The 21,068-nt window shown below is 73.3% G+C and carries 15 protein-coding genes and 2 pseudogenes; 7 read left to right on the top strand and 10 right to left on the bottom strand.

The window, feature by feature from the left end:
- From Sdagh_RS26360 to Sdagh_RS26340, 5 genes are all read right to left on the bottom strand, one after another.
- Positions 1 to 894: an alpha/beta fold hydrolase gene (locus tag Sdagh_RS26360; RefSeq protein ID WP_189423004.1), complete on the bottom strand. Its 894-nt coding sequence runs from the start codon at positions 892 to 894 to the stop codon at positions 1 to 3.
- The gene (locus Sdagh_RS26355; protein ID WP_190077716.1) at positions 891 to 2,219 is read right to left on the bottom strand and encodes a hypothetical protein; all 1,329 of its coding nucleotides are present in this window, start codon (positions 2,217 to 2,219) and stop codon (positions 891 to 893) included. The genes Sdagh_RS26360 and Sdagh_RS26355 overlap by 4 nt, the downstream gene beginning before the upstream one ends.
- Positions 2,220 to 2,331: 112 nt before the next feature.
- Positions 2,332 to 2,910: a TetR/AcrR family transcriptional regulator gene (locus Sdagh_RS26350; RefSeq protein WP_190011305.1), complete on the bottom strand. Its 579-nt coding sequence runs from the start codon at positions 2,908 to 2,910 to the stop codon at positions 2,332 to 2,334.
- 380 nt (positions 2,911 to 3,290) lie between these two features.
- Complete coding sequence (locus Sdagh_RS26345; RefSeq protein WP_190077715.1) at positions 3,291 to 4,898, bottom strand: MFS transporter; 1,608 nt, start codon at positions 4,896 to 4,898, stop codon at positions 3,291 to 3,293.
- Positions 4,899 to 5,236: 338 nt separating this feature from the next.
- Positions 5,237 to 5,881, bottom strand: coding sequence for a TetR/AcrR family transcriptional regulator (locus Sdagh_RS26340; protein WP_190077714.1), 645 nt, complete (start codon positions 5,879 to 5,881; stop codon positions 5,237 to 5,239).
- 218 nt (positions 5,882 to 6,099) lie between these two features.
- On the opposite strand from Sdagh_RS26340, the gene Sdagh_RS26335 reads away from it, so the two are divergent.
- Positions 6,100 to 7,800 carry a SpoIIE family protein phosphatase gene (locus Sdagh_RS26335; RefSeq protein WP_189423014.1) on the top strand — a complete coding sequence of 567 codons (1,701 nt, stop codon included), beginning with the start codon at positions 6,100 to 6,102 and terminating at the stop codon, positions 7,798 to 7,800.
- 242 nt (positions 7,801 to 8,042) lie between these two features.
- On the opposite strand, the pseudogene Sdagh_RS26330 reads toward Sdagh_RS26335, so the two are convergent.
- A pseudogene (locus Sdagh_RS26330) lies at positions 8,043 to 8,259 on the bottom strand (transcriptional regulator); the annotation flags it as partial.
- Positions 8,260 to 8,443: 184 nt separating this feature from the next.
- Between Sdagh_RS26330 and Sdagh_RS26325 the strand changes: the two are divergent.
- The 3 genes and pseudogenes from Sdagh_RS26325 to Sdagh_RS37055 form a co-directional block, all read left to right on the top strand.
- The gene (locus tag Sdagh_RS26325) at positions 8,444 to 9,352 is read left to right on the top strand and encodes a zinc-binding dehydrogenase (protein WP_190077713.1); all 909 of its coding nucleotides are present in this window, start codon (positions 8,444 to 8,446) and stop codon (positions 9,350 to 9,352) included.
- A gap of 81 nt (positions 9,353 to 9,433) precedes the next feature.
- Complete coding sequence (locus Sdagh_RS26320) at positions 9,434 to 10,351, top strand: AraC family transcriptional regulator (protein ID WP_190011308.1); 918 nt, start codon at positions 9,434 to 9,436, stop codon at positions 10,349 to 10,351.
- 694 nt (positions 10,352 to 11,045) lie between these two features.
- A pseudogene (locus tag Sdagh_RS37055) lies at positions 11,046 to 11,168 on the top strand (IS481 family transposase); the annotation flags it as partial.
- A 482-nt stretch (positions 11,169 to 11,650) separates the two neighbouring features.
- On the opposite strand, the gene Sdagh_RS26310 reads toward Sdagh_RS37055, so the two are convergent.
- The 3 genes from Sdagh_RS26310 to Sdagh_RS26300 all read right to left on the bottom strand — a co-directional run bounded on the left by Sdagh_RS26310 (position 11,651) and on the right by Sdagh_RS26300 (position 16,705).
- Positions 11,651 to 12,148 (bottom strand): hemerythrin domain-containing protein, encoded by a 498-nt coding sequence (locus Sdagh_RS26310; RefSeq protein WP_189423025.1) that lies wholly within the window; start codon positions 12,146 to 12,148, stop codon positions 11,651 to 11,653.
- 106 nt (positions 12,149 to 12,254) lie between these two features.
- Positions 12,255 to 12,545 (bottom strand): STAS domain-containing protein, encoded by a 291-nt coding sequence (locus tag Sdagh_RS26305; RefSeq protein WP_190011309.1) that lies wholly within the window; start codon positions 12,543 to 12,545, stop codon positions 12,255 to 12,257.
- On the bottom strand, positions 12,545 to 16,705 hold the full coding sequence (locus Sdagh_RS26300) for a SpoIIE family protein phosphatase (RefSeq protein WP_190077711.1): 4,161 nt from the start codon (positions 16,703 to 16,705) through the stop codon (positions 12,545 to 12,547). Before Sdagh_RS26300 ends, Sdagh_RS26305 begins: the two co-directional genes overlap by 1 nt.
- A 268-nt stretch (positions 16,706 to 16,973) precedes the next feature.
- Between Sdagh_RS26300 and Sdagh_RS26295 the strand changes: the two genes are divergently transcribed.
- Together Sdagh_RS26295 and Sdagh_RS26290 are read left to right on the top strand one after the other, a co-directional pair.
- Entirely contained in the window at positions 16,974 to 18,290 is a 1,317-nt protein-coding gene (locus Sdagh_RS26295; protein ID WP_190011311.1) for a PP2C family protein-serine/threonine phosphatase, read from the top strand.
- Positions 18,287 to 18,646, top strand: a complete 360-nt coding sequence (locus tag Sdagh_RS26290) for an STAS domain-containing protein (RefSeq protein WP_189423033.1) — start codon at positions 18,287 to 18,289, stop codon at positions 18,644 to 18,646. The genes Sdagh_RS26295 and Sdagh_RS26290 overlap by 4 nt, the downstream gene beginning before the upstream one ends.
- 74 nt (positions 18,647 to 18,720) lie before the next feature.
- Here Sdagh_RS26290 and Sdagh_RS26285 read toward each other — a convergent pair whose 3' ends face one another.
- Positions 18,721 to 19,155: an ATP-binding protein gene (locus Sdagh_RS26285; RefSeq protein ID WP_226535833.1), complete on the bottom strand. Its 435-nt coding sequence runs from the start codon at positions 19,153 to 19,155 to the stop codon at positions 18,721 to 18,723.
- A gap of 388 nt (positions 19,156 to 19,543) precedes the next feature.
- On the opposite strand from Sdagh_RS26285, the gene Sdagh_RS26280 reads away from it, so the two are divergent.
- Complete coding sequence (locus tag Sdagh_RS26280; protein ID WP_189423037.1) at positions 19,544 to 20,968, top strand: non-reducing end alpha-L-arabinofuranosidase family hydrolase; 1,425 nt, start codon at positions 19,544 to 19,546, stop codon at positions 20,966 to 20,968.
- Positions 20,969 to 21,068 lie beyond the last annotated feature (100 nt).

Raw genomic sequence — 21,068 nt, 5'->3', positions numbered from 1 at the left:
CTACGCCCGCCGCTGAGCGGCCCCGGCGAGGAACGGCAGGACGACGCCGGCCATCTCGTCGGGCACCTCCTCCGCCAGGTCGTGCCCGGCGTCGAAGACATGGGCGGTGACGTCGTCGGCGACGTGCCGTACCTGGGACTCGACGCGCTCGCCGATGAAGGCCGCCCCGCCGAGGGCCAGCACGGGGATGTCCAGCTTCTTCCGCGCGGCCCGCCGGTTCTGTTCGGCGTCGGTGAGCATCGCCCGGTAGACCGCGAGCATCGCGCGGACGCCACCGGGCAGGGAGTAGCAGCGGACGTACTCCTCGATCGCGTCGGGGGTGGCGCTGTCGGGGCGGCTGCGCTCGTTCTTGATCATGTAGGTGATCAGTTCGCGCTCGTGGCCGGCGATCAGCATCTCGGGCACATCGGGCTGGAAGTAGAAGCCCAGATGCCACAGGTGCATGCCGCCGTGGACGTTCTCCGGGGTGAGGGCGGTGTGGTCCTCGAAGCCGAAGCCGGGGAAGAGGGCCTCGGCGAAGACGAGGGCGGTGACGGCCGAGCGGTGGCGGGCGGCGAGCTGATAGCCGATCACCGCTCCCCAGTCCTCGCCGACCACGGCGTACGACGTGTGTCCGAGGCCGGCCATCAGCTCGGCGATGTCGTCGCTCATCGTCGCGGAGTCGTAGCCGCCCGCGGGGCGGGCCGAGTCACCGAGTCCGCGCAGGTCCGGTACGACGACGGTGTACCGCGGCGTCAGCCTCGGCAGGAGGTGGCGCCAGTGGTAGCCGGTCTTGGGCACGCCGTGCAGCAGCACCACCGCGGGGCCCGTCCCGGCCGTCCGGTAGTGCAGGCTCGTTCCGTTGACGGTGGCCCGGCCGGTGCGGACGGGCGTTCCCTCGTGGTCGGACATCATGACTCTGCTCCGTTCTTCTTCGCGGTCGTCGGGGTGTCCGGGGGTCCGGCCAGGACCAGCAGGCGGCTCGGTCCGCCGCCGTCCGGGGCCGTGCGTCCGGCGCGGTCGTCGGCGGGGTGGGCGGCGGCGCGCAGGGTGACGTTCTCCGGGTAGAGCCGGCCGAGGAGGGCCAGGGTGACCAGGGGGTCCTGGCCGGTGGCGTCGACGGTGGTGTCACCGGCCCCGGTCCACACCAGTCCGGGCGCGCGCAGGGCGGTCCACAGCTCCGCGGTGCGTGCGGGGAGAGGTGCGGCGGCGTCCTCCCGGCGGGCGAAGCGGTGGCCGCGCAGGGCCTGGCCGAGGTCGACGCGGGCGGTGGTGCCGTCGGTGCGGGTGACCTCGACGGCGGCGGTCCTGGTCGCGCCGGTGACCGGCCCGGGGACGACCCGTGCGGTGAGCGGGCCGGCCGCCGCCGGGGTGGCCGGCAGCTCCTCGACGGGCGTGCGGGGGGCCGCGTAGTAGTCCGGCAGCTCGGCGACGTAGGAGACGGGGGCGCCGGGGGCGGGGCCCGGACGCCAGGTCAGCAGGTACCGGGGGGCGGTCAGGGGCGGCAGGCCGAGGACGGCGGGCAGGGCGGTGCCGCCGGGCGCGTCGAAGCCGTAGCCGTCCGGGCCGTCGGTGCCGGTGACGGCCCGGCGGGCGAAGGCCACCACACTCGTGTGCCGGACGCGCCGGACCAGGAGTTCGGTGAGGAAGGTGTCGCGGGCCTCCTCGAGATGGCGCAGCCCGAGCGGGGAGATCCGCAGCGGCACGTCCTGCCACGGGGTGAAGGGGAGCAGGGCGTCGCGCAGCAGGACGATCTGGTGCAGCCACTCGTTGTAGAGCTGCATCGTGACGGGGCCGCCCCGGTGGAGGAGGCGCTCGGCCGCGGCCGGGGTGAGCAGATGGCCGTAGCAGTGGCTGCGCACGACCAGCGGGCCGGCGGGCAGCGGAATCCGGTCGGTGAGCAGCCGCCGGAAGGACGCCGTGGCCCAGGAGGCCAGCTCGCGGCCGATCTCCTCGGCCTGCGCGCCCAGTTCGCGGGCCGGCGGCGCGCTGTCGGGGCCGATGCGCAGCGGCAGGGAGGTCTCCCGGGTGCCGAGGGCGAGGGTGGCGCGGATCTGCTCCGCCAGCAGCGCGTCGTCGGCGGCGGTGAGGGCGCCGGCGTCGATGACGCCCTGCAGCAGCGGCTCGGTCGCGGTGAAGAACTCACGGGCGGTCAGGGTGGTGCCGGCCGCGGGGAACGTGTGCCAGCGGCTGCCGCCGAGGGCGGGTGGTGCGGTCGACGTGGGGGAGTGGGCGGTCATGGGTCCTCCGAGGTGCTTTCCGGTGTGCTCCGGTGTGTTCTGCCGAAGTTTCTTTATCGATCGTTACAGAATCAGGCCGTGAAAAACGGCCGGCCGGGGTGCCGGCGGGCCGTCAGTCGAGGGCGGTCAGTGCCACGTCCACGAGGGGTTCGAGGGCGCGGGCGTCCGGGGTGATCTTCGCGGAGACCAGCAGGCCGTTGAGGAAGGTGACCAGGAAGGACGCGAGCGTGTGAGGGTCGTGCCGCGCCGCGATCTCGCCTCGCTCCCGCGCCGCCCGCAGCAGCTCGGTGAGCGCCTCCCGGCTGGCGTCCTGCATGTCCCGCACCGTGCGCCGGGTCGTGGCGTCCTCGGGCAGCCGCTCGCAGACGGCGTTGACCGCGAGGCAGCCCCGGCCGCCCTGTCCGACGGCGATGCGGACCCGCTCGGTCAGCAGCGCGCGGACCGCCGCGCGGACGTCCGCGCCCTCCGCCAGGTCACGCAGGGCGGCCGCCGCGAGGGTGCTGCGGTAGTGCTCCAGGGCGGCCCGGTACAGGCCGTCCTTGTCGCCGAACGCCGCGTACAGGGAGCCCTGCCCGATCCCCAGGTGCTGGGTCAGGTCGCGTACGGAGGTGGCCTCGTAGCCCCGCGTCCAGAACAGGTCCATCGCGCGGCTCACCGCCGCCTCCGTGTCGAATGCCCGCGTTCTCGCCATGGCCTCACGGTAGCTTATCTGGATCGATCGATCAAGAAAGGGGGTGGCGCCCGTGGGTCGGCGGGCCGTCACCGGTTCCCCGGTGAGAGGCACGTCAGGGTTCGCGCGGTTGCTGACGATCGCCAGGCGGGGACCGACCGTGCCCATGTGCCACTGGCCGCCGACCAGGGGGAGCAGGGCGATGCCGGGCGTCGGCCCCCCGCGTCCAGTCCAGGGGGCCGGCGATGGTGACGAGCCGGGCGCCGGCGAGGGCGTCGGCGACCCAGGCCCGGTCGGTGGGATCGTCCGCGGCGGTGAGGGCGTGGTGCGCCGCCTCCAGGAGGGCGTGGGCCAGGCCGAGGGGCTGGAGCCTCTCCCGGGCGCGCGTGCCCGGCACCGGTTCAGTGCCGGTCGGCGAGTTCCCGTCGCGCTCCGGGGACGTCCACACCGGTGGAGGCCCCGGTCTTCCGGCGGCCCGGGAGGACCGCGAGGACGATCAGCGCGCCGACGGCCATGATGACGCCGCCGATGAGGCTGGTGTGCGCCACGCCGTGGGCGAAGGACTCGTGCACCGCGTCCACCAGGGCCTGCGCCTGCCGGGGGCCGGCGGCCGGGTCCTTCGCCACCTGCTCGGCGACGGCGAGGCCGCCGCCCACCGAGTCCTCGGCGGCGTCCAGCGCGGCGGCCGGCAGCCGGCCGCCCACCAGTTCGCCCAGCCGGTCCTCGTAGGACGTGGCCAGCAGGGAACCGAGCACGGCGATGCCCAGGGAACCGCCCAGTTCGAGCGAGGTGTCGTTGGCGCCGCCGCCGACGCCGAGCTGTGACTCGGGGAAGGAGTCCATGATGGTGTCGGTGGCCGGGGAGACGCTGAGGCCGATCGCGAAGCCGAGGAGCAGCAGCGAGGCCAGGAAGTCGGTGTACGTGGAGCCCTGGCCGATCCGGACCAGGAGGAGGACGCCGGCCGTGCCGATGGCCATGCCGGCCGTGATCGTCACCCGGACCCCGAGCCGCGGGGTCAGCCGGCCGGTGACCGCGGCGCCCGCGAAGACGGCGCCCGCCAGCGGCAGCAGCCGGACACCGGTCTCCAGCGGGCCGTGGCCGAGGACGAACTGCAGGAACTGGGTGGAGTAGTAGATCGAACCGAAGGTGCCGAAGAAGAAGAACAGCACCGCGAGCATCGACCCGCTGAAGGGGCGCCGGCGGAACTTGCGGACATCGAGCATCGGGTGCGGGTGGCGCAGCTCCCACAGGGCGAACGCGACCAGGCCGGCGCCCGCGACCACCGCCGCGGCGACCGGGCCGGCGCCCCAGCCGAAGTGCGGGCCCTCGATGATCGCGTACACCAGGCAGCCCACGGAGACGATCGACAGCAGGCCGCCGACGTAGTCGATGCGGCCCATGTCCCGCGCCCTGGACGGCGGCACCAGGATGAAGGCGCCCACCACGGCGACGGCGGCGACGGGCACGTTGATGAGGAAGGTGGAGCCCCACGCGTGGTCCTCCAGCAGCCAGCCGGCCAGCAGCGGGCCGGCGGCGATGGCCAGTCCGGAGGTGGCGGTCCACGCCGTGATGGCGCGGGCCCGCTCGCCCCTGGGGAACATGGCGACCAGCAGGGACAGCGTGGCCGGCATGACCACCGCCGCGCCGACGCCCATGACGGCGCGGGCCGTGATGACCAGGCCGGTCTCGTCGACCAGGCTGCCCATGACGGAACCGCCGGCGAATATCAGCAGGCCCGTGACGAGGGCGCCGCGGCGGCTGTACTTGTCGCCGATGGCGCCCAGCACCAGCATCAGCGCGGCGTAGGGGACGGTGTAGCCGTCGATGACCCACTGCAGGTCGCTGCTGCTCAGCCGCAGATCCCGGGTCATGGCCGGCGCGGCCACGATCAGGGACGTGTTGGCCATGACCACGATCAGGAGGCTCAGGCAGAGCACGGTCAGGCCCCACCAGCGCCGTGGGTACGGCCCGGTCATCTTCTCGACCGGGGTGTTCGCGACGAGTGGCATCGGAAGCTCCTTGGGCCGGCACGCGGCGTCGGGGGAGACAGGGGCGGGCGGACGAGCAGGCCCGCGCCAGAGCACTACTTGCCCACCGATGTGCAGATTAGTTTCTTGCTCGCAAGTGTGCAAATACCCCGGGGGTGAGACAACAGGCGTCCGGCGGGAGGACACGCGTGAGGCGCCGCGGGCCGTCGGGCCGCGGCGCGGGGCAGGCGCAATCCGGGACCTCGGTGCGGAACAGACGGAACCTGGGACCTCGGTGCGGAACAGGCGGAACCTGGGACCTCGGTGCGGAACAGGCGGAACTTGGGACTTCGGTGCGGCGCAGGCCGAAATCCGGGGCCTCAGCGCGCGGTCGTGCCGTCCCGCACGTCCGGGGTGACGTCACCGACGACCCGGACCGCCCGCTCCTCCGGCACGCCCGCCGCGACCAGATTGATGACGGCGGTCCGGGCGCCGTCGTCCTCCCACGCCCCCGTGTTGACGCTCTCCAGCAGGGAGACGTTGAGGGCTTCGAGGCAGGCGCTGAAGGCGGCCGGCGGCAGCTGGCGGTGGAACACGGCCCGCCGCTGCCCCCGCTCCAGGATCGCGGCGATCCACGCGCGGGCCGGCGCGAGGATCTCGGACACCCGCTCCATGCCCAGGTCCCGGCGGGCGAGGGTCAGCAGCAGCCGGTAGCGGTCTCCCACCGGCCAGATGGAGAGCATGAACCGCGCGAGCGCCCGCTCGGGGTCCTCCACCGCCTCCGGCTGCGACGCCACCACACCCTGGAGCGCCTCGGCGGCCTCTTCGGCGAGCGCGTCCAGCAGCGCCGCCCGCCCCGGGAAGTGGCCGAACAGTGTACGGCGCACGACACCGGCGGCCTTGGCGATCTCCTCCAGCGTGACATCCGGGTTGCGGCCCAGCTCCTGCCGCGCGGTCACCAGGATGCGGGCCCGGTTGGACCGCGCGTTGCGCCTCAGGGGTTCACGGGCCACGGGCTTGGACACGGGACGGACCTCACGGATCACCGGACGAGCGGACAGCGGGTCCATCCTCCCACGCAGGGGTGCCGCCGGGACTCCTCCGGCGCCCGCGGCCACCGGAGCCGGACCCCGCGCGGCACCGGGCCGCGAGCCGGTCGGCAGGGGTAACCCTCCGTCCGTCGGCGTGCGCGGGTACCTTTCCGGGGAGGGCCCGAGCGGGCCGCCGGTGTGGAGGAGAGGCAATGGACGTGACCGGTTCCGGTGCGAGTGGGCGGTCCCGGCCCGGTCCCGGGACGGCGCCCGCGCTGCCGGCGGACGTGGCGGCGGCGGTGCTCGTCGTCGACGCGGACGGCCGCATCGCCGAGGCGAACGGCGTCGCCCAGCGCGTCCTGGGACACAGCCACGAGGAACTCGTCGGCCACGACTCGCACGACCTGCTGCACCGCGACAGCCACGGGCACACCATGCCGCGCACCCGCTGCCGGCTGCGGCAGGCCCTGCTCGCCGGACGCACCGAACACGGCGGTCCGGAGTGGTTCAGCCGGGGGGACGGGACCTCCGTCCGGCTGTGCTGGTTCCTCGTGCCGCGCTCGCCCGTGCCGGGGAAGACGGGCGCGCTCGTCCTGCTGTACGGGCCGGACGGGGCCGCGGCGGACGGCGCCCCGGCACCGCTCTCCGAACTGGACCGCCTGGCCCTGCTCGCCGAGACGACCACCCGGATGACGTCCACCCTCGACACGGACGAGGCGCTGCACCGGCTGGCTGCCCTGACGGTGCCCCGGCTCGCGGACTGGGCGGTGATCGACCTGCTCACCGAACGCGACGAGGTACGCCGGGCCCTGGTGATGGAGTACCGGGACGGCGCCCTGGTCGAGCGGGAGGACCTCCAGGGGCCCATGCCGCCCGTGCCGCAGGAGTCCCCGATGCCCCTGTCCCGGGCGCTGCGCGGCGCCGCGTCCTCCCTGGCCGGGCCCGCCACCTACCAGGGGCCGCCCGACTCGGGGATCGCGGTGGAGCAGCGCCGGCTGTTCGCGGCGACGGACATGCACTCCGCCGTCATCGCGCCCATCCGGGGCCTGCGCGACGTGCTCGGCGCGCTGACCCTGGGGCGGGCGAAGCACGCCGCCGCGTTCACCGCCGCCGACCTGCCCCTGCTGGAGGACATCACCCGCCGGGCCGGCCTGGCCCTGGACAACGCGCGGCTCTACCAGCGCCAGCGCAAGGTCGCCGAGACCATGCAGCGCCACCTCCTGCCCCAGCTCCCCACCGTGCCCGGGGTGGAGATGCGGGCCCGGTACGTGCCCGCGCCGGACGCCTCCTCGGTCGGCGGTGACTGGTACGACGCCTTCGCCCTGTCCTCCGGCACCCACGCCCTGGTCATCGGGGACGTCGTAGGGCACGACCTGGACGCGGCGGCCGGGATGGCGCAGGTCCGGAACATGCTGCGGGCCTTCGCGTGGTCCCGGCCCGACGCCGCGGCCAGTGCCGTCGTCAGCCAGCTCGACGAGGCCGTGAAGCACATCGCCGAGGTACCCATGGCGACCATGATCCTGGCCACGCTCGGCCGGGGTGACGACGAGCTGTGGCGGCTGTGCTGGACCAACGCGGGACACCCGCCGCCGCTGCTGGTCGACAGCGACGGCCGCACCCGCTACCTCACCGACGCGCACGGCATCCTGCTCGGCACCGGGCTCGTCAAGCCCCGCCCCGACGCGGTGACCGTCCTCCGGCCCGGCACCACCGTCCTGCTCTACACCGACGGCCTGGTTGAGTCCCCCCGGCACTCCATCGACGAGGGCCTGGACCGGCTGAGCCGGCACGCGGCCGCCCTCGCCCACCGCCCCCTGGACTCCTTCTGCGACGTCCTGCTCGAACAGGTCCGCCCCGTCGGCAGCGACGACGACGTCGCCATGCTGGCCGTGCGGATCCCCGACCGGGCGTAGGGCCTGTCGTTCGGATCAGGTCGCGGGGAGTCGGCTGCGTCTTCCTCGCGCCGGTGAGCGGGGCCTGGTGCGCGCGGATGCAAGGCGGAGGAGGGAGTCGACGCGGAGCGTCGGCGAGTGACGACAACGCGGCAGGTGCGCGTGCCAGGCCCCGCGTCCGCGGCGTGATCCAAACGACAGGCCCTAGAGGGCCCAAAGCTCGTTCCCCACTGGTACAGCCGGTCCTCCAGGTCCCGCACTCACTGTTCCTGCTCGTGCGACGCCGGCGCGCACCGCACTTCACGCACCCGGTCCATGCCCATCGCCTGCCACGTCCGCTCCAGCGGGCCCAGCGCGCGCCGCGTACGCGCACGTGGCTTCCGGGTGGCCGGCCGCCACCTCGACTGCGGCGAGGTCGCCGAGCACGACGGTGCTCTGTTTCTCCTCGGCCGGGCTGAGCGCGTCGAGGACGTCCTGGAGGCAGGACTCGATGCGCCGTGGGCCGCACTGACACAGATCGTCAACTGATTGATTCTCACGGGGCTGGTCGCTGTCCCGGACCTGCGAAAGGGTTCCAGGAAGGCGGCAGTGCGGCAGGTGCGCACTCGACCTGTTGCCGCGCCGAGTGTTCAGGCACATCCATGAGAGAAGGAAACACCCCCCTATGCGCGCCCTTGTGGTCGATCACAGTGAGGCCGGACCCGTCCGGTTCGCCGATGTCGATGAGCCCGTCCCGTCCACCGGTGAGGCGCTGGTGGAGATACGGCACATCGCTCTCAACTTCGGAGAGCTGAATTACGTGCGCCAGTGGCCAGCCGGCGCTGTGCACGGTCATGACGCCTCCGGCATCGTGGTGCGCGCCGCATCCGACGGCTCGGGGCCGCCCGAAGGCACGCGCGTCGCCGTGGGAATGGCTCCCCACGCGTGGGCGGAGCGGGTGGCAGTCAGCCCCGCCTCGCTCGGCACCGTCCCCGAGGGCGTGGATCTGGCCGACGCCGCCGCGCTGGGGATCGCCGGGGTCACCGCATTCCGGGTGCTGCGCAAGCGTTCCCTGCTGGCGCGCGACGTGCTGATCACCGGCGCCAGCGGGGGCGTGGGGCACTTCGCCGTCCAGCTGGCGGCGCTGGCGGGAGCCCGGGTGACGGCACTCGTCGGTTCGCCGGGGCGGGCCGCCGGGCTCCGCGAACTCGGCGCCGACAAGGTCCTGACCGACCTGGCCGAGACCGGGGACCGGTTCGACATGGTTCTGGACACGGTCGGTGGACCACTTCTGGCCCAGGCATGGAGTTCCCTCGCCGAGGGCGGCACCATCCACCTGGTCGGTTACTCCTCGGGGCAGGAAACCACGTTCCCGTCAGGGGCCTTGTTCGGCTTCGGTGAGCCCCGCAGCATCGCCACCTACGGCGACATGACGCCGACCGGCGGGGAGCTGACGGACCTGCTGGGTCTGATGGCCGCCGGGAGGCTCTCGGCGCCGGTCGGACTGCGAGGCGACTGGCAGGGCGTCAAGGACGCCGTCCAGGCGCTGTTCGCGCGGAAGGTACACGGAAAAGTCGTTCTTGACGTGGCCTGACTCTGTGCACGAGGACAGATGCGTCGTCGGCAGTCGGCAGCCGGCAGTCGGCCGTTGGCGGCGGTGGACGAGGATGGACCCATGGATGTGCTGGCGGAAGTCTTGCGTGTTTCGGGTGCGCGTGGAGCGCTCGGGGTCATGCTGAAGGCCGGAGGAACCTGGGGCCTGTGGCTGGACTCCTATCCAGGAGCGGCACTGCACGTAGTGTCCCGCGGCACCATGTGGCTCCACGCCACAGGCGAGAAACCTCTTCAGGTGCAGGCCGGAGACGCCGTCCTCGTGTCGCCGGGCACCGCACACGGGATAGCCGGCGGCGCCAACGCGACGATGGGTTCCTGCGACCGCGAGGCGGCGGCCCGGGCTTTCGGCGATGGCCGGGCCCTGCGGCTGGGCTCGGCGCCGGCGCAGACCGAAGTGATCGTGCTGCACTACGAGCAGGACCCGGAGGTGCGCACACCGGTGCTGACCTCCCTCGCTCGGCCGATGCACGTCACAGCCCGGGAGAACGCGCAGCTCAGGAGGACCGTCGAGCTTCTCGCTGCCGAACTCGCACAGCCGCAGATCGGCACCACCGCCGCCATCAACAGCATCGTCGACCTTCTGCTCGTCCAGTTCGTACGCGCCTGGCTGGCCCGCCACCCGCAGGAGCCGTCCGGCTCATGGCTGGGAGCGATGCGTGATCCGGTCGTGCGCGCCGCTCTGGCACACGTCCACGCCCAACCGGAACACCCCTGGACCACGGAGACCCTGGCCGCCGCGACGAGCGTCTCCCGGGCGACGCTGTCCCGGCGTTTCCGGTCCGCCCTCGGACAGACGCCGGGCGCGTACGTGACGCAGTGGCGCATCGACCTGGCGTCCGTCCGGCTCCGCGATACCGATGAGCCGGTCGAATCGATCTCCGGCGCGGTCGGATACGGCTCTCCCCACGCTTTCAGCCGCGCCTTCAGACGCGCCCGAGGCACGGCCCCGGGCGAGTACCGTTCTCTGCTCCGCAAGTGATCCGGGCTCCGGAGAGGTCAGCACCAGGCAGGTGCCGTCCCCCTTCCCCCAAGGCCCACATCGGTACAGGAAACAGGAAATACGCGACACCTCGGCATGTGAGCCCATCCGTCCCGCAGCCGAAAGCAGCGGACACCTCGTTGCCCGACAACGCACTTGCCCAATCAACGGCCGGGAAGTGCCAGGTGTCCGGCGCCTACGCGCAGTCCGAATGGCACGGACCGAGGAGGAACGCGACACCCGAAGCGGGAGACCGCCGACGCGCCGTACTGGAAGTGGGCCCGCCTGTACCGCAAGGAGCGGTCAGCCGCAGTCGTTGCGGTTGATCCTCAGGGAGCGGGTCTATAGGTGTGTCGTCCGGGCGGGTCGGTGACGCGGCCGGCCGGTCGGTGGCCGCCGGTGCCGGTGCCGGTGCGGGGTCGGTGGTTGGTTGTACCTGTCCAGCCAGCCGAAAGACGCCGGGGGCTGATGCCCGCTCGTGGCAGGTGTCGCGCCAGGTGTTCCTGGTGCAGGCCCAGGCGTTGTCGGTGAGGTCCCGCTCGACTATGAAGCCCTACCGGGCGAACCAGGCGGCTGCTCGTCGCGGGAATGCCGCGCAGGTGGCGGCCTTCTCGCCGGGCGGGTCCTCGGTGTGGGCGAGGGGGTGTGGTCGTCCAGGGCGGTGTGCGGACAGGCGGCTACGAACGGCGCCCGGCCCGGCGAACCGGTCCACCTCGCCGTCAAGAAGCCCGGCCGGGTCCCCGACGGCGGCGGCCACAAGGTCCTCGGCCGGGCGGCCGGCAGCCCCGACAACGACCGCCGCAACGGCGCGGGACATGGTGCCGGAGGAGGATGCGGGGGCGGTGGAGGCGGCGATGCCGCATCGGGCGGCCGGCCTCACCGGCCCGATCCGGTGTTCGCGCCGCAGCCGCAGCCGCAGCCGCAGCCGCAGCCGTAGCCGCAGGACCCGCTGACCGACCGGGGCGGGCGTCTGCCGCGGGCTGTGGCGCGGGCGGCTGGGGCGGTCGTGCATCCCGGCCGCGCCCAGGTGCCGGTAGCGGCTCGCCCGGCGGGCGGCGGTGGTGTGGCTGACCTGGAAGCGTTCCGAGCCCCCGCCGCAGCGGCCGGCCGTCGTCCACGACACACCGGGCCGGACGCGGCCTCCTGGCCGGTGTCAGCGGGGCATCGCGGTGGGACACGAGGGCTTCTTGGCCTTCGGTGCAGATGTCGCAGTCCGCACCGACCCCGAAGGCCCTCACCCGTTCAAGCACCCAGCGCGCGTGTCACCGACGTCCCGGGACGGCACACCCGGGCGCCGCCTCAGTCGCCGGCCGCGGCCACCCGCGCGCGGACGCTCTCGACACTGCCGCACCCGTCCTTCAGGTACCGCGCGCGGGCCTCCAGGAACGCCTGGCCCAGCTCGGCGCGGCGCTCGTCGCGGACGTTGGCGCGGGCGTCGTTCAGCAGCGTGCGCTCCTCCTCGTCCGCGTGGTGGTTGACCGCCGACACCAGCTCCTCCAGGGCGTCCTCCCACGCGTCGGAGGCGGTGTCCTCCACCTCCAGCAGCGCCAGCAGCGCCTCGTCGGCCTCGTGGTGCTCGTGGACGCTGTGGTCGACGTCCTCGCCGTCGACGTTCTTGTAGCGCCGCAGCGCCGGATAGACCTCGTCCTCCTCGGCCGACGCGTGGGCGATCAGCAGGTCCGCGAACTCCCGCAGGGCGCGGGCCCGGTCCGCCTCCGCGTTGCGCATCGTACGGAAGAGGTCTTCCATGCGGCGGTGGTCCTTCAGGATGAGGTCGACGACATCGGTGGACGCCACGGCGGCTCCTCACTCGGGGTGACGGTGTTCCGCTGTGCTGCTACCCCGGCTCGGGCGAGTGAGGCGTGGCGAGGCCGCCCCGGCGCCGGCCGTTCCCGCCGGGCCGTCAGCCGAGGCCGTGCACGGTGGTCAGTTCGGCGAGTCCGGAGACCTCCAGTACGGGGGCCAGCAGCGGGGTGGCGACCAGCTCGATGCGGTCGGCGTGGCGGAACAGGACGCTCAGACCGGCGCTGTCCAGGTACTCGATCCCGGTCAGGTCGATGACGAGCGGCCCGTCGGTGGTCTCGATCGCCGTGGCCAGCGCGTCGGTGTTGCTCATGTCGATCTCACCGACGGCCGTCAGCTCGGTCACACCGTCGGGCCGACGACTGGCGGTCAGGGTCAGAAGCGTGGTCATCAGGCGATCCTCGTGTGCATGTCGACGGTGGTGCCGGCGGCGCCGGAGGTGATGGTGACCTGGTGCATCAGCGCCCGCATCAGAGCCACGCCACGGCCACGGTGGGCGTTGGCCTCGGGCTGAGGTGTCTTCCAGCGGCCGGTGTCGGCGACGGTGAGGCGCAGGTCGTCGACGAGTGCCTCGGCACGGAGGCGGACCGTGTCGCCGGGGGCGTCCCGGTGACCGTGCTCGATGGCGTTGGCACACGCCTCGCCCACGGCGACCAGGACGTTCTGCACCGTGTGCGGGGGGAGCTCGCACTGGGCGAGCCAGCTGCGCAGGGCCTTGCGGACCGGCGCGAGCTGCGCGGACTCGGCGGGGAAGGCCATGTCGAGCGGCGCCGGGTGCCGGTACAGCAGGAGCGCCACGTCGTCGTCGTAACCGTCGGCCGGCGCGAGTCGCTTCATGACCTGGGTGGCGAGGTCGTCGACCGCGGCGTCGCGGCCGGCCTGCACCGCCTCGCCGGCCTGGTCGATGCCGGCCGTCAGCGGCCGGCGGCGGCGCTCCACGAGCCCGTCGGTGTACAGCAGCAGGGTGGCCCGCGCCGGCACCGTGCAGGTGCCCTCGGGACGGGCCCGCCCCGGGCGCACCGCCAGCGGCACGGAGCGCCCCTTGTCCAGGAGGACGAGGGTGCCGTCCGGATGGGTGAGGATGCCCGGCGGGTGCCCGGCGCTGGAATAGGTGAGGTTGCCGGTCACCGGGTCGAGGACGCCGCAGAACACGGTGGTGCACATGGCCCCGGGGACACCGGCGGCGAAGTGGTCCAGGGCCATCAGGGTCTGTGCGGGGCTGGAGTCCTGGAGCAGCAGGGCGCGGCAGGCGCTGCGCAGCTGGCCCATGACGGTGGCCGCTTCCAGTCCGCGTCCCACGCAGTCGCCGACGACGATGCCGATCCGGCCGTCCGGGAGCCGGACGGTGTCGTACCAGTCACCGCCGACCTCCAGCGGCCGGGTGGCGGGTTCGTAGCGGACGGCGAAGCCGTCGGGGAGGTCGGCCGGGCCGAGGATCGCGCGTTGCAGGGCGATGGCGGTCTCGCGCTGCTGGTCGATCTGGTGGGCCCGGGACAGCCCCTGGGCGAGCTGCCCGGCGAGGAGGGACAGCAGCAGCTGGTCCTCACCGGTGAACGGCCGCTGCTCTCCCAGGTCGATCCAGAGCACCATGGTGCCCTCGGGATGGCCGACGGTGATGCCCGCCCCGGTGCCGTCCTCGACGGGCGTCAGCAGCGGCCTGTCCAGCCATGAGGTCAGCCGCTCCCGGCGCTCGGCGGGCAGGTCCGCCCAGCGCAGCCCGGCGTCGGTCGCCGTCACCGACATGTCCTGCCCGGCGGTCGCGACGGCGGCCAGCACGCACTCGGCCCGCCACAGGGTCTTCAGCTCCGCCAGGGAGCCCGCGAGGGCCTCCGGCAGGCTGGTCGCCTGCGTCAGCCGCATGCCCAGCGCGGCCTGGGCGCTCTTGCGCTGGACCGCGTAGTGCTCGGCGGTGACGTCGCGGAAGGTCCCGACGGTCACCCGGCGTCCGGTGTCCGGGTCCTGCGCCTGGTTGAAAGTGGCCGTCACCCACAGCCGGTGCCCGTCCCGGTGGGTCACGGGGATGGTGTACGAACCCTTGGGGTTGTTCAGCAACTGGGCGAAGGCGTCACCGACCTCGCGGTGCGCCTCGGGGTCGGCGACGGCGTCCGGCCACCAGGGGTGGACCGGCCGGTAGGGGAGGCCCTCGGGGCCGTAGCCGAGGGTGTTCGTGAAAGCGGTGTTGATCTCGATGACGGCGCCGTCCTCGTCGCAGACGAAGAACGCCTCCTGGAGGGAGTCCACCAGCGCCTTGCGCCAGCGTGCCTGGTGGTTGCGGAGCCGGGCCAGCTCCACGTTGGCCCGCACCCGGGCGAGGAGTTCGGCCGCGGCGAACGGCTTGACGAGATAGTCGTCGGCGCCGGCCCGCAGCCCCTCGATGGACGCCTCCTGACCGGCCCGCGCCGACAGCAGCACCACCGGCACCGACGCGGTGCGCGGGTCGGTGCGCAGCGCCGCCACCAGCCCGAGGCCGTCGAGGCCCGGCATCATGACGTCGCTGATCACCAGGTCGGGAGCGCCGGCCCGGACCGCCTCCAGCGCCGCCAGGCCGTCGACGGCGGTGTCCACCAGGTATCCGGCGCCGTCCAGGAGCCGGGTCAGGTACTCGCGCATGTCGGCGTTGTCGTCGGCGACCAGCACCCGCGTCGCGACGGCCGGGGCGGTGGCGTACCCCGACGGGTCGGCCGCCGTCGCCGTGGTCCGCGCGTCCCCGGAGACCTCGTCCGGCAGCCAGCGCAGGGCCTCCTGCACGAACGGGTCGGCGCTGGTCGCCGCGTGGCCGTCCGCGGCGGGGGCCAGCGCCTCGGCGGGCAGGTGCGCCGAGCCGAACGGCAGCCGGACGGTGAAACAGGTGCCCTCGCCCTCGGTGCTGTCGGCGGTGATGCTGCCGCCGTGCAGCGTCACCAGCTCCTTGACCAGGGCGAGTCCGATGCCGCTGCCCTCGTTGGAGCGGGAGCGGGCGTTCTCGATCCGGTGGAACCGCTCGAACAGCCGGGGCATCTCCGCCGCGGGCACCCCGATGCCGCTGTCGGCGACGGTCACCACGGCGTGCGCGTCCTCGGCGCGCACGGCGACCCGGATCGAGCCGTCGAAGGTGAACTTCAACGCGTTGCTCAGCAGGTTGAGGACGACCTTCTCCCACATGCCGCGGTCGATGTACACCGGCTCGGGCAGCCGGTCGCAGTCGATCCGGAACCGCAGGCCGGCCTTGTCGACGGCGGACCGGAACACGCTCGCCAGGTCGGCCGTGACGACCGCCAGGTCGGCCGGTTCGTACCGGGCCTGCATCCGGCCCGCCTCGATGCGGGAGAAGTCCAGCAGGGAGTTGACCAGCTTGCCCAGGCGCAGTCCGTTGCGGTGGACGACGTCCAGTTCCTCCCGTACCTGCGGGTCGGCGCCGGCCAGCCGGGTCCGCAGCTCCTCCACCGGGCCCATGATCAGCGTCAGGGGGGTGCGGAACTCGTGGCTGATGTTGGAGAAGAAGGCGGTCTTGGCCCGGTCCAGCTCCGCGAGTTCCTCGGCCCGCCGCTGCTGGGCCTCGTAACTGCGGGCGCTGGCGATGCCCGCCGCGACATGGCCCGCGGTCAGCTCGACGAACCCGCGGTAGGCGTCGTCCAGGGCCCGGTAGCGGTTCAGTCCGGCCACCAGGAACCCGTACGGCGTCCCGCCCCGCTGGAGCAGCGGCAGCACCAGCGCCCGCGTGGGCGGCAGCGGCCATTCACCGGCCGGGAGCGCGTCGGCGAACGGGGCGTCGCCCAGCTCCACCAGCACCGGCTCGCCGTGGGCCAGCGGCGCGACCGGCCACACGCCGGAGCCGTCGGCGGGCAGGGTCGGCGGCGCGGCCGGGTGGCCCGCGGCCACGCCGGTGGCGTCCGCGAGCCGGGCACCGCCACCGGCGTCCGCGAGGTAGGTCAGGGTGAAGGGCAGGTCGCGCTTGTTCCGGGCGAGCTGCTGGTTGGCGAAGGCGAGCCACTCCTGCTCGGTGCGGACGACGCTGGGGTCGGAGCCGAGGTCACGCAGGGTCGTCATCCGGCGCTCGCCGATGACCCGCTCGGTGTCCTCGCTGACCACGCAGAGCATGCCGACCACGGTGCCGTCGTCGTCGCGCAGCGGGCTGTAGGAGAAGGTGTGGTAGCTCTCCTCCGTGTAGCCGGACCGCTCCAGGAACAGCAGCAGGCCCTCGTCCCAGGTCGCCTCCCCGGTGGTCATGACGGTGTCGATGCGCGGGCCGATGTCGTCCCAGATCTCCGCCCACACCTCGCTCGCGGGCCGTCCGAGCGCCCACGGGTACTTGGCGCCCAGGGTGTCGCGCCGGTACGCGGCGTTGCAGAAGAACGTCAGCTCCGGCCCCCACGCCATCCACATCGAGAACCGGGAGGACAGCAGGATGCTCACCGCCGTCCGCAGGGACTGCGGCCACTGTCCCGGCGCGCCCAGCGGCGTCGCCGGCCAGTCCACCCGGGCGAGGTCCGCGCCGACCTCCCGGTCGGCACCGAACACGTCCGACCCGGGCACCGCCACGACCTCGCGCGCAGCGTCTTCCGAACGCCCCACTGGACACCCTTTCCCTCACACCGCCCGAACCGGCAGCCGCCCACCGGGGGTCGTCGGCCAGCTCTGCCGAACGCCCGCACCGTCGTCCCGGAACAGCACTGCGGGGGACCGTCCGCACCGTCCTCGCCTGCCCCTGTCGCCGCCGCTGCCTGCGGGGACCTCGGGGGGATCGCCGGCCACGCGCGTCGGCTTCGTAGGATAAGCCAGGCGCCGGCACGTGCCGAAGGCAGGGGAAGAGGATGCGACAGAGACGACGCAGGGGGAGACGATGACGGTGAGCCCCGTGCGGACCGTCCCGGAGGCATCCGCCGACGAGGCCGCGCGGCTCGCCGCCGTCCGTCGCTACCGGATACTCGACACGCCGCCCGACGGCGCCTTCGACCGGATCGCCGCGCTGGCCGCGCGCCTCTTCGACGCGCCCATGGCCACCGTCTCGATCGTCGACACCGACCGGGTGTGGTTCAAGGCCGCCCACGGCCTCCAGGGCGTCACCGAGATCGACCGCGGGCCTGGCCTGTGCGCCTCCGCCATCCTCCGCGGCGAGCCCTACGTGGTGCCCGACGCCGGTGCCGACGCGGGCGCGTTCGCCGACCCCCTGGTCCGGGGCGAGCCGGGGGTCAGGTTCTACGCCGCCGCGCCGATCACCACGGCCGACGGGCAGCGCCTGGGCACCGTCGACGTCCTGGACACCAGGCCCCGCCGCCCCACCGAGGACCAGCTCCAGGCCCTGCAGGACCTGGCCGCCCTCGTCATGGACGAGCTGGAACTGCGGCTGTCGGCCATGCGCACGGTCGCCGCCGAGCGCGAGCGGCGGGCCGAGGCCGAACGCCTGGCCCGTGCCCTCCAGCGCACCCTGCTGCCGCCCGCTCTGCCCGAGGTACCCGGTCTGCACGCCGCCGCGGCTTACCACACGGCCTCCCCGGACGAGGTCGGCGGCGACTTCTACGACCTGTTCCCGCTGAACGACGGCCGGTGGGCGTTCTTCCTGGGCGATGTGTGCGGCAAGGGCGCGGACGCCGCCGCGCTGACCTCGCTGACCCGCTACACCCTGCGCGCCGCCGCCATCTACGACCCGGACCCGTGCGCCGCCCTCGCCAACCTGGACGCGGTCCTCAAGGGCGAGTACCAGGGCAGCGACCCGCGCTACTGCACGGCCGTCTTCGGCGTGCTGCGGCCGCTGCCGGACGGGTCCCACGCCATCACCCTGGCCGGCGGCGGGCACCCCTCCGCCCTGGCCGTCCGCGGGGACGGCTCGGTGGAACCGATCTCCACGATGGGCGGCCAGCTGGTCGGGATGCTGCCCGATCCGCAGTTCGTACGGACCAGTACGCGTCTGCGGCCCGGCGAGAGCCTCCTGCTGTACACGGACGGCCTCACGGAGGCGCGTACCGCCGGGGGCACAATGCTGGGGGAGGACGGTCTCACGCGCCGGCTGACCGCCACCGCCCCCCGCACGGCGCACGAACTGCTGGACTCGGTCGAGGGGCTGCTGCGGCAGCTGGGTGACGGCGTCAGCGACGACACCGCCCTGCTCGCCCTCTCTGTACCCCCACCCCCCACGCCCCGTATTCAGGAGAACCGGTGATCGAGAACGAACACCTGCTGACCGTCACTCCGCACCAGATGCCCGCGGGGCCCCTGGTCCTGCGGGTCACGGGAGAGCTGGACCACCACAGCGCCCCGCTCCTGTCCCGGGCGGTGGACGACGCCGCCTTCGACGACACCGGTGTGGTCCTGGACCTGTCCGGCCTGACCTACTGCGACTCCACCGGCATCACCGTGCTCATCGGCGCCTACCAGCGGTCGCAGCGGACCGGTGCCCCGCTCATCCTGGCCGGGGTCAACCCGGACCAGATGCGCGTCTTCACCGTCGTGGGGCTCGACCAGGTCTTCACCTTCCACCCCAGCACCGAGGCGGCCGTGGCGGCGCTGGCGAAGTGACCGGGCGGCCCGCCCGGCCCACGGCGCGGGGGCGGCGCGCCCCGAAGCGCGCGGCCCGGCCGTACACGCCGGCCTCAGGCGGCGGGCCCGCCCAGCGCGATCCGCGCGGTGACGCGCTTGCCGGTCGGCTCGCGCCGGATGTCGACGTCCTGGCAGAGCGCGGCGACGATCTCCAGGCCGTGCTGTCCCACCCGGCCGGGGTCGGCGGGCCGGGGGACCGGCAGGGTGCTGCCGCCGTCCCGCACGGTGACGGAGAGCAGGTCGCCGGTCCGGGCCAGGACCAGTTCCACGGGACCGGCCCCGTACTTGACCGCGTTGGTCACCAACTCGCTCACCACCAGCTGGACGGTGCCCGTCGCGCCCGGCGGCAGCGGGCGGTCCCGGTCCCGCTGGGTCTCGGCGAGGTACTCCGCCGCGAAGCCGCGTGCCTCGGCGATGCGCACGGTGTCCCGCCCGAACGTCCGCGAGACCTCCCGCGGTCCGGTTCCCTCCGGTGTACGGCCGGTCAAGCCGTTCAGTCCGGTTTCCCCCATACCAACCGTCACATTACCCCCGTGTGCTGCAGGGCACGCTGACGTCTCCCGCGCCCCAGGAACATCTGTCGTTCCCACAGTAGTTCCATGGGTCACGCGCCACCGCGCTCGGTCCAGGGGAGCGGGTGCCCGGAGATGAGGCCGGTATGGCTGCGGTCTCCCGCGACACGCGAATGTTTCGGTGCGGACGGCGATTCTTGCGGGAAGTCTTGACGCCGTGTGCCGGTGCCCCGATATTCGGGTTGCTCGACACTCCGGCAAGCGTTCGATATCACGAACGTGCGCCGCCCTGTGTGTCATGTTCTCGTCAAGGCCGGTCGACGGGGTCGGCCGGAACCGTCTACTCAGGATCGGGGAAGCCCCTATGCGCAGAGGAAGTTCCCGCCGAAGGCGTCCGTCCGGAACGCTCGCCGCCGTGGTCGCGGTCCTTGCCGCGCTGGCGGCGATGCTCGCCGCCGTCCCGGCCCAGGCGGCGTCCACCGGCGCCCTGCGCGGCGCCGGGTCGGGCCGCTGTCTCGACGTGCCGGGCGCGAGCCAGACCGACGGCACGTACCTCCAGCTGTACGACTGCTGGGGCGGGACCAACCAGCAGTGGACGCTGACGGACAGCAACCAGTTGACCGTGTACGGCGGCAAGTGCCTGGACGTTCCCGGTCACGCCACCGCACCCGGCACCCGGGTGCAGATCTGGGGTTGCTCCGGCGGCGCCAACCAGCAGTGGCGGGTCACCTCCGGCGGCACGGTGGTCGGCGTGGAGTCCGGGCTGTGCCTGGAGGCCACCGGCGGCGGCACGGCCAACGGCACGACCGTGGGGATCGGGACGTGTGACGGCGGCAGCGACCAGAAGTGGTCCGGCCTGACCGGGACCCCGCCGACGGACGGCCCGTGCGCCCTCCCGTCGTCGTACCGCTGGGCGTCGACGGGCGTGCTCGCGCAGCCGGCGAACGGCTGGGCCGCCCTGAAGGACTTCACCACCGTGACGCACAACGGCAAGCACCTGGTCTACGCGTCGAACGTGTCGGGATCGTCGTACGGCTCGATGATGTTCAGCCCGTTCACCAATTGGTCGGACATGGCGTCGGCCGGCCAGACCGGGATGAACCAGGCCGCGGTGGCGCCCACGCTGTTCTACTTCGCGCCGAAGAACATCTGGGTGCTGGCGTACCAGTGGGGCGCCTCGCCCTTCGTCTACCGCACGTCCAGTGACCCCACCAACCCCAACGGCTGGTCCGCTCCGCAGCCGCTGTTCACCGGGAGCATCTCCGGCTCCGACACCGGGCCGATCGACCAGACCCTGATCGCCGACGGGCAGAACATGTACCTGTTCTTCGCCGGTGACAACGGCAAGATCTACCGGGCGAGCATGCCGATCGGGAACTTCCCGGGCAGCTTCGGCTCGTCGTACACGACGGTCATGAGCGACACGAAGGCCAACCTGTTCGAAGCGGTCCAGGTCTACAAGGTCCAGGGCCAGAACCAGTACCTCATGATCGTCGAGGCGATGGGGGCGAACGGGCGTTACTTCCGCTCCTTCACGGCCACCGGTCTGAGCGGCTCGTGGACCCCGCAGGCCGCGAGCGAGAGCAACCCCTTCGCGGGCAAGGCCAACAGCGGCGCCACCTGGACCAACGACATCAGCCACGGCGACCTGGTCCGCGACAACCCCGACCAGACCATGACCGTCGACCCCTGCAATCTGCGCCTCCTCTACCAGGGCAAGTCCCCCACCGCGGGCGGCCCCTACGACCAGCTCCCGTGGCGGCCGGGCCTCCTCACCCTCCAGCGCTGACCTCCCCGCGGCGCCCGGACGGAACCCCGGCCCCTTCGGTGGCCGGGGTTCTCCGCGCGCCCGGGAGGAACGGCGGCTTCCGGCCAGATGATCCCCGGCA

The organism is Streptomyces daghestanicus, from assembly GCF_020521275.1.
Classification (GTDB): Bacteria; Actinomycetota; Actinomycetes; order Streptomycetales; family Streptomycetaceae; genus Streptomyces; species Streptomyces griseoviridis.
The sequence above is the reverse complement of the archived record's forward strand: the minus strand, read 5'-3'. Positions and strand labels throughout refer to the sequence as shown.